Annotated in this window: 18 protein-coding genes; 9 read left to right on the top strand and 9 right to left on the bottom strand. The window is 73.5% G+C overall.

Features of this window, described 5'->3' with window-relative positions:
- Window positions 1–248: 248 nt before the first annotated feature.
- On the bottom strand, window positions 249–599 hold the full coding sequence (locus AB0A74_RS15750) for a hypothetical protein (protein ID WP_358249903.1): 351 nt from the start codon (window positions 597–599) through the stop codon (window positions 249–251).
- A gap of 98 nt (window positions 600–697) precedes the next feature.
- Between AB0A74_RS15750 and AB0A74_RS15755 the strand changes: the two genes are divergently transcribed.
- Together AB0A74_RS15755 and AB0A74_RS15760 are read left to right on the top strand one after the other, a co-directional pair.
- Window positions 698–904 carry a hypothetical protein gene (locus tag AB0A74_RS15755; protein ID WP_358249905.1) on the top strand — a complete coding sequence of 69 codons (207 nt, stop codon included), beginning with the start codon at window positions 698–700 and terminating at the stop codon, window positions 902–904.
- A 25-nt stretch (window positions 905–929) separates the two neighbouring features.
- Window positions 930–2,024, top strand: coding sequence for a helix-turn-helix transcriptional regulator (locus AB0A74_RS15760; RefSeq protein WP_358249907.1), 1,095 nt, complete (start codon window positions 930–932; stop codon window positions 2,022–2,024).
- Between the two features lie 34 nt (window positions 2,025–2,058).
- Here AB0A74_RS15760 and def read toward each other — a convergent pair whose 3' ends face one another.
- Both def and AB0A74_RS15770 read right to left on the bottom strand, forming a co-directional pair.
- A complete protein-coding gene (def, locus tag AB0A74_RS15765; protein WP_358249908.1) occupies window positions 2,059–2,586 on the bottom strand; it encodes a peptide deformylase in 528 nt (175 codons plus the stop codon).
- On the bottom strand, window positions 2,583–3,095 hold the full coding sequence (locus AB0A74_RS15770; RefSeq protein WP_358249910.1) for a helix-turn-helix domain-containing protein: 513 nt from the start codon (window positions 3,093–3,095) through the stop codon (window positions 2,583–2,585). Before AB0A74_RS15770 ends, def begins: the two co-directional genes overlap by 4 nt.
- Before the next feature lie 71 nt (window positions 3,096–3,166).
- Here AB0A74_RS15770 and AB0A74_RS15775 point away from each other — a divergent pair, with 71 nt between their 5' ends.
- Window positions 3,167–4,318 (top strand): MFS transporter, encoded by a 1,152-nt coding sequence (locus AB0A74_RS15775; RefSeq protein ID WP_358249911.1) that lies wholly within the window; start codon window positions 3,167–3,169, stop codon window positions 4,316–4,318.
- Here AB0A74_RS15775 and AB0A74_RS15780 read toward each other — a convergent pair.
- Entirely contained in the window at window positions 4,275–4,808 is a 534-nt protein-coding gene (locus AB0A74_RS15780; protein WP_358249913.1) for a CGNR zinc finger domain-containing protein, read from the bottom strand. The two genes, AB0A74_RS15775 and AB0A74_RS15780, sit on opposite strands and share 44 nt — an antisense overlap.
- Window positions 4,809–4,912: 104 nt before the next feature.
- Here AB0A74_RS15780 and AB0A74_RS15785 point away from each other — a divergent pair, with 104 nt between their 5' ends.
- Window positions 4,913–5,770 carry an alpha/beta hydrolase gene (locus AB0A74_RS15785; protein ID WP_358249915.1) on the top strand — a complete coding sequence of 286 codons (858 nt, stop codon included), beginning with the start codon at window positions 4,913–4,915 and terminating at the stop codon, window positions 5,768–5,770.
- A 21-nt stretch (window positions 5,771–5,791) separates the two neighbouring features.
- Here AB0A74_RS15785 and AB0A74_RS15790 read toward each other — a convergent pair whose 3' ends face one another.
- On the bottom strand, window positions 5,792–6,601 hold the full coding sequence (locus AB0A74_RS15790; protein ID WP_358249917.1) for a TIGR03619 family F420-dependent LLM class oxidoreductase: 810 nt from the start codon (window positions 6,599–6,601) through the stop codon (window positions 5,792–5,794).
- 96 nt (window positions 6,602–6,697) lie between these two features.
- On the opposite strand from AB0A74_RS15790, the gene AB0A74_RS15795 reads away from it, so the two are divergent.
- Window positions 6,698–7,036, top strand: coding sequence for a MerR family transcriptional regulator (locus AB0A74_RS15795; RefSeq protein WP_343936439.1), 339 nt, complete (start codon window positions 6,698–6,700; stop codon window positions 7,034–7,036).
- 1 nt (window position 7,037) lies between these two features.
- Here the strand turns inward: AB0A74_RS15795 and AB0A74_RS15800 are convergent, their stop codons facing one another.
- Window positions 7,038–8,018, bottom strand: coding sequence for a hypothetical protein (locus tag AB0A74_RS15800; RefSeq protein WP_358249918.1), 981 nt, complete (start codon window positions 8,016–8,018; stop codon window positions 7,038–7,040).
- Window positions 8,019–8,112: 94 nt separating this feature from the next.
- Between AB0A74_RS15800 and AB0A74_RS15805 the strand changes: the two genes are divergently transcribed.
- The 4 genes from AB0A74_RS15805 (at window position 8,113) to AB0A74_RS15820 (ending at window position 10,945) form a co-directional block, all read left to right on the top strand.
- Window positions 8,113–9,012, top strand: coding sequence for an aminoglycoside phosphotransferase family protein (locus tag AB0A74_RS15805; protein ID WP_358249920.1), 900 nt, complete (start codon window positions 8,113–8,115; stop codon window positions 9,010–9,012).
- 9 nt (window positions 9,013–9,021) lie between these two features.
- Window positions 9,022–9,711 carry an MOSC N-terminal beta barrel domain-containing protein gene (locus tag AB0A74_RS15810; protein ID WP_358249922.1) on the top strand — a complete coding sequence of 230 codons (690 nt, stop codon included), beginning with the start codon at window positions 9,022–9,024 and terminating at the stop codon, window positions 9,709–9,711.
- Window positions 9,702–10,439 carry an MBL fold metallo-hydrolase gene (locus AB0A74_RS15815; protein ID WP_358249924.1) on the top strand — a complete coding sequence of 246 codons (738 nt, stop codon included), beginning with the start codon at window positions 9,702–9,704 and terminating at the stop codon, window positions 10,437–10,439. Before AB0A74_RS15810 ends, AB0A74_RS15815 begins: the two co-directional genes overlap by 10 nt.
- A gap of 143 nt (window positions 10,440–10,582) precedes the next feature.
- Window positions 10,583–10,945: a hypothetical protein gene (locus AB0A74_RS15820; protein WP_358249925.1), complete on the top strand. Its 363-nt coding sequence runs from the start codon at window positions 10,583–10,585 to the stop codon at window positions 10,943–10,945.
- Window positions 10,946–11,012: 67 nt separating this feature from the next.
- Here the strand turns inward: AB0A74_RS15820 and AB0A74_RS15825 are convergent, their stop codons facing one another.
- The 3 genes from AB0A74_RS15825 to AB0A74_RS15835 form a co-directional block, all read right to left on the bottom strand.
- Entirely contained in the window at window positions 11,013–12,227 is a 1,215-nt protein-coding gene (locus AB0A74_RS15825; RefSeq protein WP_358249926.1) for an acyl-CoA dehydrogenase family protein, read from the bottom strand.
- Window positions 12,228–12,246: 19 nt separating this feature from the next.
- Window positions 12,247–13,536 (bottom strand): acyl-CoA dehydrogenase family protein, encoded by a 1,290-nt coding sequence (locus AB0A74_RS15830; protein WP_358250003.1) that lies wholly within the window; start codon window positions 13,534–13,536, stop codon window positions 12,247–12,249.
- Window positions 13,537–13,653: 117 nt separating this feature from the next.
- Window positions 13,654–14,496, bottom strand: coding sequence for a hypothetical protein (locus AB0A74_RS15835; RefSeq protein WP_358249927.1), 843 nt, complete (start codon window positions 14,494–14,496; stop codon window positions 13,654–13,656).
- Between the last annotated feature and the right edge of the window lie 20 nt (window positions 14,497–14,516).

The following is a 14,516-nucleotide window of genomic DNA, read 5'->3' on the forward strand; positions in this document are numbered from 1 at the left end:
ATGTCACACACCACGTTGTGCTTGCGGGGCACACTATGTGCGCATTCTTGCGCAGTCAACGGCCGTTTATTACAACTTCGCTCATCACTGAGCGTGCTTTGCGCAGCTTCGAGCGTGATCGTGCGCAGGGTTCAGCCACGTGGGACCGGTTCAGAACGCGGCCGCGCGCTTCGTCCTCGGGACACCGGCCGACCCACGGGCTGCGGATCGCGCGCCTCGCCCCGCGGGCCCGCCGTCCCGGCCGGTGGTCAGGCCGAGAGGTCGCCGAAGTCGAGGGTGAGTTGGCCGGTCGGGCGCGGTGGGCCGGGGGCGTGGCGGCGGGCGTCGAGGCACAGGCCGCAATCGACCGGGTCGGTGGTCGGGAAGTAGACCTGCCACCACGGGCGGCCGGCGGCGAAATAACCCGCGTGGCAGTCCGGCGCGGGGATCTCCACTCCGCGCTCGTCCACCACGAAGCCCGCCCGGTGCACGGTGCGGTTGCGGCCGATGCGCAGGCCGCGGCCGCGGAACTGCTCGGCCGCCCACGCCTCGCCGGGCGCGCCGGGGTTCGGGTCGAGGTCCGGACCGGGCGCCGGGTCGCCGAACAGCGGGAGGGTCACGCCGACGATCGTGCCGACTTTCTTTCGCGCCCGCCAGGCAACCGGGGTAGAACAGGAACCGGAACCCCCACCGGACACCGATCGAAAGGGGCTCGCACATGGGCGTGGAGGACGAGGTCTTCCGCCAGGCCGACGCCGTGGACCTCCCCGAACGCGACACCGTCGACCAGCGCACCCCGGTCGATCCGGACGCCGAGCCCGACGAGGTGCCACCCCTGGGCGACGCCTGGCTGCAGGCGGACCCCGCCGACGTCGCCGACCAGCACCGCGTCGTGCCGCTGGACGACGAACCCGACCACTTGTAGCGACCGCGGTAGTACGCTCCGCGACATGTCGGCGGCGGCGGAGTTCGGCCGCGGGCTGCGCGCCCTGCGCACGTCCGCCGGCCTGACCCAGGCGGCGCTGGGCCGGCTGCTGGGCTACCACCACTCGCTGATCAGCAAGGTCGAGGCGGGCACCCGCCGACCGCCGCCGGACCTGGCCGGCCGCTGCGCGCGGCTGTTGGGCGACCACAGCCTCCTGCCGCTGTGGTCGGCGCTGGAGGACGAGCGGCGGGCCGGGCCCGGCGACGTCGTGGCCGCGCTGACCGGGGTGCTCGCCGCCTACGAGCGCTTCAACGACGGCTTCGGCGGCGTCCCGCTCATCCCGGCGCTGGAAGGCCAACTCCGCACCGTCACGGCGTGGCTGGCCGCGGACGCCGACCCGGCGCTGCCCGGTCTCGCGGCCGGTCTCGCGTTCCGGTGCGGGTGGGCGCGGGTCGAGAACGGGCAGCACCGCGCCGGGACGACGTGGCTGACCCGCTCGGTCGGGTGGGCCCGCGCCGCCCACGACCGGACCACCGCCGGCACCGCGCTGACCTACCTGGGCGTGGTCGCCCTGGTCGAGGGCCGGCCGGGCCCGGCCGGGAGGCTGGCGGCACGGGCCCGCGCCGAAGCGCCCGGGGACACGACCGTGGACTTCCTGGCCAGCCTGCTGGAGTCGCGCGCGCACGCCGCGAACGACGCCGACACGTCGTGCCGGCGGGCCTTGGACCGGGCCGAACGCCTGTCCACGGACCTGCGCGCGCTGCCGCCCCGGCACGGCCTGATGCTCCTCGACGCCGGCAAAGCCGCGTGCTTCCGCGACCTGGCGGTGCGGCGCGGCGCTCCGGCGCTGGCCCGCCGGGCGGTCGAGCACGCCCGGGAGGCCCTGCGCCGGACACCGGTGGACTCCCGGCCGAGCCGGGCGCTGTTCACCGTGCGGCTGGCCGACGCGTACGCGTGCGCGGCGGAACCGGAGTCGGCCGTGGCCGCCGCCGAACCGACCGTGGACGCCCCCTGGGGCGGCGACCTGGTCCGGCGGGAACTGGCCGGGCTCAAGCGGCGGCTGGTCGCGCGGTGGGGCCGGGTGCGCGAGGTGCGCCGGTTCGCCGACCTGATCCCGTGAAGCCGGGACCGACTCGTGAAGCGGTCCCGGTCGGTCAGACGTGGCGCAGCGGCCGGCCGCGCCAGGGGGCCGCCTCGACGTCGCCCTCCGCCCGCCGGCGGGCCTTGCCGCCCAACCGTTCCAGGTAGACCCTGCCGTCGAGGTGGTCCACCTCGTGCTGGAAGGCCCGCGCCAGGTAGCCCTCGGCGGTGATGTCCAGGGCCGAGCCGTCGAGGTCCCGGCCGGTGCACCGGACGCGCATGGCCCTGGGCGTCGGGTAGGACAGCCCGGGGATGGACAGGCAGCCCTCCTCGCCGTCCTGCAGACCGCCCGGCAGGCGTTCCAGCACCGGGTTCACCACGCAGCCCCTGCCCTCCGGGCCGCAGTCGTAGACGAACACCCGCAGGTCCACGCCGACCTGGTTGGCGGCCAGGCCCGCGCCGGGCGCGGCGGCCATCGTGGTGAACATGGCGTCCACCAAGCGCTTCAGGGCGTCGTCGAACTCGGTCACCGCCCGGGTCGGGGTGTGCAGCACCGGCTGTCCGAACAGGACGATCGGGGGCCGCGGACCCACGTCGATCACGTCGCCACCTCCTCGGGGGAGGCCAGCGGGAACAGCCGGGTCACCACGGCGACCGGCGCGCAGCCCGCGGGACGGGCCGCCGGGTCGTCCTCCCGGTCGAAGTACGGGCTGACCAGGTCGAGGATCTTGCCCGACAGGGCCGCCAACTCCTCCGGCGTCAGGTGCAGGGTGAAGGTGGCGGCTGCCTGGCGACGCCAGTGCGGCGGGTAGGCGTCCCGGTTCGCCCGCCACCGCGCGTAGCGCCGGTCGTCGCGTTCGTCCATGCGGTCCCCCTCGTCGGCCGGGGTCAGCCGCCACGGCCGTTCCTTGTGGTTGCGCCCGTCCACCGGCTCCACCAGGCCGAACCGGGCCAACTGGCGCAGGTGGAACGACGTGGCGCCGCTGTTGACGCCCAGGCGCGCCGCCGCCTGGGACGCGGTCAGCGGCCCTCCCGTCGCGAGCAGGTCGAGCAGGGCCAGGCGCAGCGGGTGGCTGCGGGCGCGGGCTTCGTCGACGACCACATCGGGCATGATCGCAAAGTACACTTTGCAGAGTCTTCTTTGCAATCGCGGCCCCGCCGCGGGCGGCTCACGATGGGCGGGTGGACGAGCGCCTGTTCACCACCGGGTTCGTGCTGCTCACCGCGGCCGACCTCGGCTACTTCACGGCCACCGGCGTGGCCGTCTACGCGCTCCCGCTCCACGTGACCGGGCCGTTGGGCGGGGACGAGGCCGCCGCGGGTCTCGCGTTCGGGGCGTTCGCGGTGTCGGCGCTGGTGCTGCGGCCGTTCGCCGGGGTGCTCACGGATCGGTGGGGGCGTCGGCCGTTGCTGGTCGGCGGTGCGCTGCTGTGCGCGGCGGGGATGGCGTTGACGGCGTTGGCCGGGTCCACGGCCGTCGTGGTGGCGTTGCGACTGCTGCTGGGGGTGGCGGAGGCGGCGTTCTTCGTCGCCGGGTTCGCGGCGTTGGCGGACCTGGCCGCGCCGACCCGGTTGGGCGAGGCGCTGAGCTACAACTCGCTGGGCCTCTACCTCGGGCTGGCGTTCGGGCCGCCGCTGGGCGAGGTGCTGGTCGACCGGGGCGGGTTCACCGCCGCGTGGCTCGGCGCGGCGGGGTTGAGCGTGGCGGCGGCCGTGCTGGCGGCGTCGCTCGGGGAGACCCGCGGGCCGCGCGAGCCCGCCCCGGTGCGCCTGGTGCACCGGGCGGCGATCGCGCCGAGCGTCGGGTTCTGCACGTCGTTGGCGGCGATCGGCGGGTTCCTGACCTTCGCCGCCCTGCACGCCCGGGACGTCGGGCTGGCCAACGCGAGCCTGCCGTTGTTCGTCTACGGGATCGTCGTGGTGATCAGCCGGATCGCGTTCGCCCGCGTGCCCGACCGCCTGCCGTCGCTGCCGCTGGCCGCCGGGGCGCTGGCGTCGATCGCGCTCGGGTTGGGGCTCGCGGCGGCGTGGGTCACTCCCCCGGGCCTGGTCGTGGGGACCGTGCTGCTGGCGCTGGGGGTCACGTTCAGCACGCCGGCGTTCTTCTCGGCCGTGTTCGCCACCGCGCGCCCGCACGAGCGCGGCGCGGCGTCGGGCACCGCCAGCGCGTTCCTCGACCTGGGGCTGGGCGGCGGGCCGATCCTGCTCGGCCTGGTCGCGCGGTCGGCGGGCATCCCGTGGGCGCTGGCCGGGGCGGGGTTGATCGCGCTCCTGGGGTGCGCGTGGACGCTCACGCTTGTGCGCGCTGCCGGTCGTGGTGCCGCCGCGCCTTGAGGCGGTTGCCGCACGCGGTCATCGAGCACCACTGGCGGCGGCCGGTGCGCGAGGTGTCCACGAAGTGCAGGACGCAGTCCGGGTTGGCGCACTTGCGGACGCGGTCGGGGTGCTCGGCGCGCAGGCGCAGGTAGTCGCGCAGGCACACCCAGGCCGCGTGCCAGCGCGGATCGGGCACGTCCGGGTGCTCGGCGTCGACGGTGAGCCGCAGGCGGCCGTGGTCGAGCAGGGCGTTGAGGGCGGGGAGGTCGGTCGCGTCGGCGATCGCGGCGATCACCGCCTCGCGGGTCGTCTTCAGCTCGGCGCGGGGCACGGGGGCGGCGGGCAGGCCGTGGTCGGCGAGCCAGGCGCGGGTCAACTCGTCGTGGTCCAGGACGTCGTACCAGGTCGTGCCGGTGATCCAGCGGGTGTTGAGGAGGTCGAGGCCCAGCGGCTGGTCGACCAGGGGCCGCTCGGGCCAGTCGCGGGCGCGCAGCGCGTCGGTCAGCACGGACTCGTCCTCCTAACCTTTTTCAGACGCTTGACAGGTTAGCACGCGCCGTGCTTGGGTTGATCTAACCGTTCTGAGCGACTTGAACAGTTAGGTGAACCGCCATGACGACCTACCACCACACCGACATCGACGGCCTGAGCGTCTTCCACCGCGAGGCCGGGCACCCCGACGCGCCCGCGATCGTGCTGCTGCACGGCTTCCCGACCAGCTCGCACATGTTCCGCGGCCTGATCCCGGCGCTGGCCGACCGCTACCGCGTGATCGCGCCGGACCACATCGGGTTCGGGCAGAGCCCCGCGCCCTCGGTCGACGATTTCGACTACACCTTCGACCGGCTCACCGAGGTGACCACGAAGCTGCTCGACCGGCTCGGCGTGCGCCGGCACGCGCTCTACATCCAGGACTACGGCGCGCCCATCGGCCTGAAGATCGCGTCGAGGGAACCCGAGCGGGTCAGCGCGATCATCACCCAGTCCGGCAACGCGTACATGGAGGGCTTCACACCGTTCTGGGAGCCGCTGTTCGCCTACGCCACCGCGCCGGGCCCGGACACCGAACCCGCCGTGCGCGCACTGCTCACCGCCGAGGCGACGCGCTGGCAGTACACGCACGGCGTGAAGGACGTGACCCGGATCAGCCCCGACACCTGGTCGCACGACCAGCCGCTGCTCGACCGGCCGGGCAACGCGGAGGTCCAGCTCGCGCTGTTCCGCGACTACAAGAACAACCTCGACGCCTACCCGGCGTTCCAGCGGTACTTCCGCGACAGCCAGGTGCCGCTGCTGGCGGTGTGGGGGCGCAACGACGAGATCTTCGGGCCGGACGGCGCCACCGCCTACCGCCGCGACCTGCCCGACGCGGAGATCCACCTCCTCGACGCCGGGCACTTCGCGCTGGAGGACCAGTTGGACACCGTCGCCGGCTACGCGCGCGGCTTCCTCGGCCGCGTCCTGGGCTGAGGTCGGCGGTCGCCGCGGGGGTCAGCGCACGGCTTCGGCGAACTCCGCCATCCGCTCGGCGAACCCGTCGGCCGGGCTGAACCACACGGCGACCGCCTCCGCCCCGGCGTCGGCGAACGCGTGCGCCCGCTCGACCGCCTCCGCCACGTCCCCGCCGGGGTGGGCGATCCGCACCGTCGGCTTGACCGGCCGGTCCGCGAACGACCGCAGCCGGTCCAGCCGCGCGGCGAACCCGGCGGGGTCCACGCCCACCGCCTGCCACTCGTCGCCGAACCGGGCGGCGCGGCGCAGGGCGGCGTCGCTCATCCCGCCCACCACGATCGGCACCCGCCGCAGGGGACGCGGCTCGAACACCCCGGCCTCGTAGCCGTAGTACCGCCCCTCGAACGGCCCTTCGCCGTGGCACAGGTGCCGCAACAACCGGATCGCCTCGTCCGTGCGCGCGCCCCGGTCGGTGAAGTCCGAGCGCAGGGCGGCGAACTCGGCCCGGTCCCAGCCGACCCCGACGCCCAGCGCGAACCGCTCGCCGGACAGCCGGTCCAGCGTCGCCACCTGCTTGGCCAGCACGAACGGGTCGCGCAACGGCACCACGAGCACCGACGTGCCCAGCTCGATCGTGCTGGTCCGGGCGGCGATGTAGGACAAGGCCACCAGCGGCTCGTACACGCCGCCGTACCGGTCCGGCCCGTAGGCGCCGGGCGGCAGCACGTGGTCGGGCAGGTAGACCCGTTGGTAGCCCAGGGCTTCCGCCCGCACCGCGAGGTCGGCCAGGCGCTGCGGCGGCATGTCCGGCGACTCGTCGGGCAGCACGACTTCCAGCTCGGCGTTCACCGCCGCCCTCCCGTGACGAAATGTTCGACCATGCTCCGACGTTAAGCACTCACATCGGTGTCAAGGTCAACTGCTCGGTGCTCTGGAGTGCGTCACATGCTGATCGGCGAGCTGTCCGAACGGACCGGCGTGAGCCCCCGGCTGCTGCGGTACTACGAGTCGCAGGGCCTGCTGGAGACCTGCCGCGCGGCCAACGGCTACCGCCACTACGACGACACGGCGGTCACCACCGTGCGGCAGATCCGCGCGTTGCTGGCCTCGGGGCTGAGCACGGAGGTGATCCGGTCGGTGCTGCCGTGCACGTACGGCGACGAGGCGCGGGTGGACCTGTGCCCCGAGGTGCGCTCGATCCTGACCCGCGAGCTGGCGGCGCTGGACGAACGCATCGCGGGCCTCCAGCAGTCGCGGGGCGCGCTCGCCGCCTACCTGCCCTGAGCTACTTCGGGAGGTTGGCCCACACCTCGGCGGCGACCTCCTTGACCGCCGCGCACGCCTGGTCCGCCGGGGTGCCCGACGGCAGGCTCACCGAGACCACCGCCAACTCCTGCAACCCGTTCTCGAACGGGATGTGCGTGGTCTCGGCGACGCAGAACGACACCGAGGAGGCCGAGGACTTGTAGATCACGGTCGGGCGTCCGCCGACGTCCTCGCGCACGGAGTCCTTGCCGTCCGGCTCGGACGGCTTGCCCACGGCGTAGGTGAGCCGGGCGCGGGGCGTGGACGCCTCGCCGTCGTTGCTCCACCGGCACTGGTGGCCAGCCGGGTACTCGTAGGCCTTCGGGCTGGTCAGGCCGGGCACCTTGGCCAGGCTCGCCCGGACGGCGTCGCAGGCGACCAGCTTGCCCACGGACTTCGCCCCGAACCGGCGGTGCTCGACCTCCTTGGCCAGCACGCGGTCGGCGACGACCTTCGTGGCGTGGTCGGCGATGCGGCACATCTCGGTCGAGGGCACGGTCTTCTCGCTGTAGTTCTCGACGCTCACCGCCAGCGTGACCAGGTCGGTGAACACCAGCCGCCGGGCGCACCGGACCGACTCGCCGGGCTCCTCGACGATCCGCAGGTCCTCGTAGTCCACCAGCTCGCCCTTGAAGTCGCGCTCGGACCCGACCTGTTCGAGCGTGCCGAACAGGACCTCCAGCTTCGCGCCGCCGGCGACCGTGACGGTGACCAGGCAGAAGTCCAGCGACTCGGGCCGCCCGTCGACCGCCTCGCCGAACTGCTTGAGGTCGCGGGCCTCGACGTACCCGCACGGGTCGACGGTCGGCAGGTCGCCGAGCAGGCTCTCGGCGGTGGTCCGCGCCTTCTGCGGCGTCGGGTTGGGCACCGGCACCGGCGACCCGGTGACCTGGGTGGTGCAGGCGCTCAGCGCGAACGCCAGCCCCACGACGGCGGCGACGCGCCCGGACGGCCTGATCATGCGCGCAGCCTAGGTGACCGCGGGGCCCCGCAGGCGCACAACGGGATCACCGATCCGCATCGACCCGTTCAAGATCGGTAATGTCGAGGGCACGATGACCTCTTTCGACATCCCCGACGCGCTCGTGCGGTCCCACCGCTCCCCGGCCGGCCGCGCCTGGCTCGCCGCGCTGCCCGCCTCGGTCGCCGAACACCTCGAACGCTGGTCGCTGCGCCCCGACGGCGCGGTCCGCAACGGCATGGCCTCGCTCGTGCTGCCGGTCGTGCGGGCCGACGGCACGCCGGCCGTCCTGCGGCTCCAGCCGCCGACCGAGGAGACCGCGGGCGCGCTCACCGGCCTGCGGACGTGGGACGGCGACGGGGTCGTGCGCCTGCTGGACCACGACGACACCGGCGGCGTGATGCTGCTGGAACGCCTCGACGCGACCCGTCCCCTGTCCACCGTCGCCGACGACGACGAGGCGCTGACCGTCCTGGCGGGCCTGCTGGCGCGCCTGACCGCCGTGCCCGCGCCGCCCGACCTGCGCCGGCTGTCCGACATCGCCGCCGCCATGCTCGACCAGGCGCCGTGGGCGGCGGCGCGGCTGGGTCCGGACGACGCGGCGCTGGTGCGGACGTGCGCGGCGGCGGTGGCGGAGGTGCTGCCGGAGTCGGGTGACCGGCTGCTGCACTGGGACCTGCACCACGACAACGTGCTGGCGGCCGACCGGGAGCCGTGGCTCGCGATCGACCCGGAGTCGCTGGCCGGCGACCCGGGTTTCGACCTGCTGCCGGCGTTGGACAACCGGTGGGAGGCGGTGGCCGACGACGTGCCGCGCGGGGTGCGCCGCCGGTTCGACCTGCTGACCGGGACCGCGGGGCTCGACCGCGATCGGGCGAGGGCGTGGACGCTGGGCCGGGTGCTGCAGAACGCGCTGTGGGACGTCGAGGACGGCAAGCCCGCGCTGGAGCCGGTCCAGGTCGCCATCGCCACGACGCTGCTCGCCGCCGGCTAGGGTGACGTGGTGCTGGGAGTGGTCGAGAGCGTGTGGCGGTACCCGGTGAAGTCGACCGGGGGCGAGCCGGTGGACCGGGTCGAGGTCGAGGAGCGCGGGCTGGTCGGCGACCGGCTGTGGGCGGTGCGGGACGCGGACGGCAAGTTCGGGTCGGGCAAGAACAGCCGCCGGTTCCGGCGGATGCCCGGGTTGCTCGCGTTGCGGTCGCGCTGCGCCGGCGACGGTGTCGAGGTGCTGGACCCGGACGGGTCGGCGCTGAGCGAGGACGGCCTGCGGGCCTGGCTCGGGCGCGCCGAGGTGGCCCTGGTGCGCGAGGGCGACGTGTCGCACTTCGACGAGCTGCCGGTGAGCGTGCTGAGCACCGCGACGCTGGAGTGGTTCGGGCAGGCGCTGCCGGGTGTCCCGGTGGACGAGCGCCGGTTCCGGCCCAACGTCGTCGTGCGCACGCCACCGGGCACGCCGCCGTTCGTGGAGGACGCGTGGCTGGGTCGGGAGCTGGCCGTGGGCGGGGTGCGGTTGGCGGTGGTGCGCTCCAGCGAGCGGTGCGTCATGGTCAACGAGGAGCAGCCCGGACTGCCGCGGTCCTCCGACGTGCTGCGCAAGATCGCCGACGCGCACGACAACAAGCTGGGCGTGCTGGCCCGGGTGCTCGTGCCCGGCGGGTTCGCGGTGGGCGACGAGGTGGCGCTGTGCACGTGATCCGCGTGAACGACCGGGTCCACATGGTCACCGGGACCAACGTCAACTGGGCGCTGGTGTCGGACGGGACGGCGCTGACCCTGGTGGACACCGGCTACCTCAACGACTCCGCCGCCCTGCTGGCGTCCATCACCGCGATCGGCCGCCGCCCGGAGGACGTGACGGCGATCCTGCTCACCCACGCGCACCTGGACCACATCGGCGGCGTGCCGGCCATGGTGGACCGGTTCGGCACGCCGGTGCTGACGGGCGCGGAGGAGGCCAGGCACGCGCGGCGGGAGTACCTGGAGCAGATCACGCCGGTGGAGATGCTGCGGCTGTGCGGGCACGCGCCGAGCCGCCGATGGGTGCTCGACACGGTCCGCGCGGTGTTCCCGCGGATCAGGATGTCGTTGCGCGAGGTGGGCGTGGTGCCGCCGAACGTGCCGCTGGACGTGCCGGGCGGTCTGGTGGCGGTGCCGACGCCGGGGCACACCAGCGGGCACACGGCGTACCTGATGCCTTCGACGGGCGTGCTGTTCAGCGGCGACGCCCTGGTGACCGGCCACCCGACTTCCCGCCGCGGCGAGGGCCCGCAACGCCTGCCCGAGGTGTTCAACACCTCCGAACAGGGCGTCACCGAGGCGATCGCCGCCCTGCGCGACGTTCCGGCCGACACCCTGGTCCCGGGCCACGGCGGCCTGGCCCGCGGCCCGCTCAGCGGGATGGTCGACGCGGCCCTGCGGTGAGGCCCGCCCGCGTGGACCGACGGTCACCCGTCACCGGTTCGGGTGAACCCGAAGGGCTCGTCACTCCCACCTGAGCCCTCGTGATCCACCATCGGTCAGAGTGCACGGCGCTCAATGGTCCGCCTGGGCAAAGGAGCAAGGCGATGACTGGAGAGAGAGTCCAGCAGGCCGTCATTGCCGCGATGGAGGCGACGGCCGACAGGGGTCAGGAGATCCAGAAGGCCGCCGTGGCGGGCGCGGCGAGGGGAGCGGCGGAGCCTCCGGCCGGGCCCGGCACCATGTCCAGCCTGTCTTCGGGATTCCGCGGATACGTGTGGGCGGCTTTGGTGACCGCGCTCGCGGCCGTCCTGATCCTCGCCCTGATCGGTCTCATTTGGGTGCGACCGGCCGATGGCGAGAACGAGACGATCGTGACTGTGTTCACCGCGACGCTCACCGGTCTGGTCGGTCTGTTCACCCCGTCCCCGGTGGCCGGCCGGGAGGGTGGCACCGGCAACTCCGGGTGATCTTCCCCGGCCCGGTTGGAGGTCCCCTCGGGGTGGGCGGAAGCCCGGCCCACCCCGAGGGGCGCGGTCACTTCAGTTCGGCGGACGACTTGCCCAGCAGCCGGCGGGCCACGATCAGTTGCTGGATCTGTTGCGTGCCCTCGAAGATGTCCAGGATCTTCGAGTCGCGCGCCCACTTCTCCAGCAGTGACGTCTCGCTGTACCCCGCGACGCCGGCCAGTTCGACGCAGCCCAGGGTCACGTCCGAGCCCGTCCGGCCCGCCTTCGCCTTGGCCATCGACGCCTGCAGCGAGTTGGGCTTGCGGTTGTCGGCCATCCACGCCGCCTGGAGCGCCAGCAGGTACGCGGCTTCCCAGTCGGCCTCAAGCTTGAGGAACTTCGCCGCCGCCGCGTGCTGCGAGCCGGCCGGGCGGTCGTAGTCGACCTCGACGCCCGCTTCCGCCAGCACCCTCCGGGTCTCCTCCAGCGCCGCCCGCGCGACGCCGACGGCCATCGCGGCCACCAGCGGGCGGGTGTTGTCGAAGGTCTGCATGACGCCGGCGAAGCCCTGCTCGGTGTTGATCTCCGGGCTGCCCAGCAGGTTGTCCTTGTGCACGCGCACGTTGTCCAGGCGGAAGTGCGCGGTGTCCGAGGCGCGGATGCCCAGCTTGTGCTCCAGCCGCACCAGTTCGAAGCCCGGCGTGCCGCGGTCGACCACGAACGACTTGATCGCCGCCTTGCCCAGCGACCGGTCCAGGGTCGCCCACACCACCACGCAGTCCGCGCGCTCCCCCGCCGTGACGAAGATCTTCTCGCCGTTGAGGACGTAGTGGTCGCCGTCCTTCACCGCCGTGGTGCGGATGGCGCCGGAGTCCGAACCGGTGTCCGGCTCGGTGATCGCCATCGCGGCCCACTTGCCCTGGTACCGCTTGAGCTGCTCGTCGTTGGCCACCGACGCGATCGCCGCGTTGCCCAGGCCCTGGCGCGGCATGCTCAGCAGCAGGCCCACGTCGCCCCAGCACATCTCGATGGTGCCCAGCAACAGCTGGAGGTTCGAGCCGTTGCGGTTGCCCTGCTTGGACTTGTCCGAGGACGAACCGCCGCGGCGCACGCCGCCCGCGCTGGCCCCGCCGCCGGCCGCGGACAGGCCGTCCAGCAGCGCGGCGAGCATGTCCAGTTCCTTGGGGTAGGTGTGCTCGGCCTCGTCGTACTTGCGCGAGTTGGGCCGCAGGAACTCCGCGGCGGCCTGGTGCGCCTGGTCGACGAGCTGCTCGAACTTCTTCGGAACTTCGAGGTTGATCATGATTCCCTTTCCGCCCGCGTCAGACGAGGACGACGCCCTCGGCCAACCCGACCGCACGCAGGTCCCGGTACCACCGCTCGACCGGGTGCTCCTTGACGAACCCGTGCCCGCCCAGCAGCTGCACCCCGTCCAGGCCGATCCTCATGCCCTTGTCCGCGCACAGCGCCCGCGCCAGCGCGGTCTCCCGGGCGAACGGCTTGCCCTGCTCGGCGCGGCCGGCCGCGCGGTAGGTGACCAGGCGCATGCCCTCCAGCTCGATCGCGATGTCGGCGACGGAGAACGCGACGCCCTGCCGGTGGCTGATCGGCTCGCCGAACGCGACCCGGTCGTTGACATACGGGATCACGTAGTCCAGCACGGCCTGCCCGGTGCCCACGGCCAGCGCGCACCACCCCAGCCGCGACAGCCGCACGCAGTCCGCGTAGGACTTCTCGTCGCCCAGCAACGCGGTCGCGGGCAGGGTCACGTCGTCCAAGTGCAGCCGGCCCATGCCGGCCGCGCGCAACCCCATGCCGGGGTCGGCCTCGACGGTCAGGCCCGGCGTGGCGGACTCGACCAGGAACAGCGCGGGACCGCGGCCGGCGAGGTCGGCGGCCACCACGAACAGCTCGGCCTTCGCGGCGTTGGGCACCATGGCCTTGACGCCGTTGAGCACGTACCCGCCGCCGGACCGGTGCGCCTTGGTGCGCAAGGCGAACGGGTCGAACAGCGGGTGCGGCTCCTGGATGGTCAGCGCGGCGGCGGGCACGTCGTCGCCGGTGAACGCGGGCAGGTACGTCGACTGCTGCCCGGCGTCACCCCACAGGGTCAGCGCGGTGCTCACGGCGGCGGGCGCGAGGCACGCCACCGCGAGACCCATGTCGCCGTGGGCCAGGGCCTCGGCGATGAGCACGCCGCTGACCGCCGACCGCTCGCTGCCCGCGCCGCCCAGCTCCTCCGGGACGCCGACCAGGCTGACGCCCAGCTCGTTCATCGCGGCCAGGACCTCCGGCGGCGCGGCGCACGCGGTGTCGGCGTCCCCGGCGACCGGGCGGAGCCGCTCGGCGGCGAACTCGCGCAGCATCTCGGTCATCATCTGCTGCTCGTCGGTCGGCGTGATGTCGAACAGCCCCTGCTCGGGGCGGTTCGGCAGCCGCGCGGGCTTGCCGAGCTTCTGCACGGCGCCGAACCGGCGGCCGGCGGCGGCGACGGTGCGGAACCCGCTCCTGGTCGCCTCGTACACCCCGCGCTCGACCGGCTTGCGCAGCCCGAACCGGTCCAGCACGTCCGACGCGGCCACCCGGTTGAGGACGGCCAACGCCATCCCCATCGGGTCCCGCCTGCCCTGCCCCGTGGTACTCGCCACCGCGACACCCCTGTTCCACACCCGACGACTATCTACTTCAGAGTAACCTACTCGGGAGTAGATACGGGAGCCCCTGCCGGCTCACGCCCGGTCCACGCACACCGCCCGCCCCACGGCGTACCAGTCGTGGGCGAAACCGTCGTCGTCCTCCCACGCGTTGAGCTGGAACCACGACGTCCCGATCGCCCACAGGTTCGGCGACACCTGGCCCGCCGGCGTCACGCCGCCCGCGGCGATGAACGACCACCCCGCCGCCAGCCACCGCTGGTGCGACTCGCACCGGACGTCGAACATCTTGTCCGACCGGTCGGTCACCGAGGTCGCGGAGTGCACGCTCTGCCCCGGCAACGGGTCGGCGCACACCGCGTAGGTCGAGAGCCGCCACGTGCCCGCGTACCCGTCGGGGTCCTCCATGCCGGTCACGGCGGCGCTGGTCAGGTCGAAGGCGAAGGACACCTGGTTCACCCAGACCTGGCCCTCGCCCTGGGTGTTCCAACCGGCGGTCAGGAGCTTCTTGCCGGTGGGACACGTGGCGCGGACCTGCTTGTCGGTCGAGGTGGTGTCGGAGTGCTGGACGACGATCTGGTGCCCGGGGACGGGCAGCGCGCACACCGCCTCCACGATCAGGCTCCACTCCCGCTCGGTGCCGTCCTCGTCCTCGCGGGCCAGGGCGACGGCGGCGGTGGCGGTGGGGATGAGCGCGGTGACCAGGGTGTCCCGGGGCGCGCCTCTGGTGAAGGCGCGAGCGCCGATGAGCTGCTTGCCCGACGGGCAGGACACGGAGTTGATGCGGCTGGTGGCGGAGGTCGGTCCGGCGGCGTCGGACCAGACGACCTCGTCACCGGGGATGGCGGCGTGGGCGGGGGTGACGGCTAAGAGGGTGGCGGCGGCCGTCAACACGGCCACGACGAGCGGACGGATCACACGGACCTCGCAAGGGAAGT

The organism is Saccharothrix sp. NPDC042600 (genome assembly GCF_040647305.1).
GTDB lineage: Bacteria > Actinomycetota > Actinomycetes > Mycobacteriales > Pseudonocardiaceae > Actinosynnema > Actinosynnema mutabilis.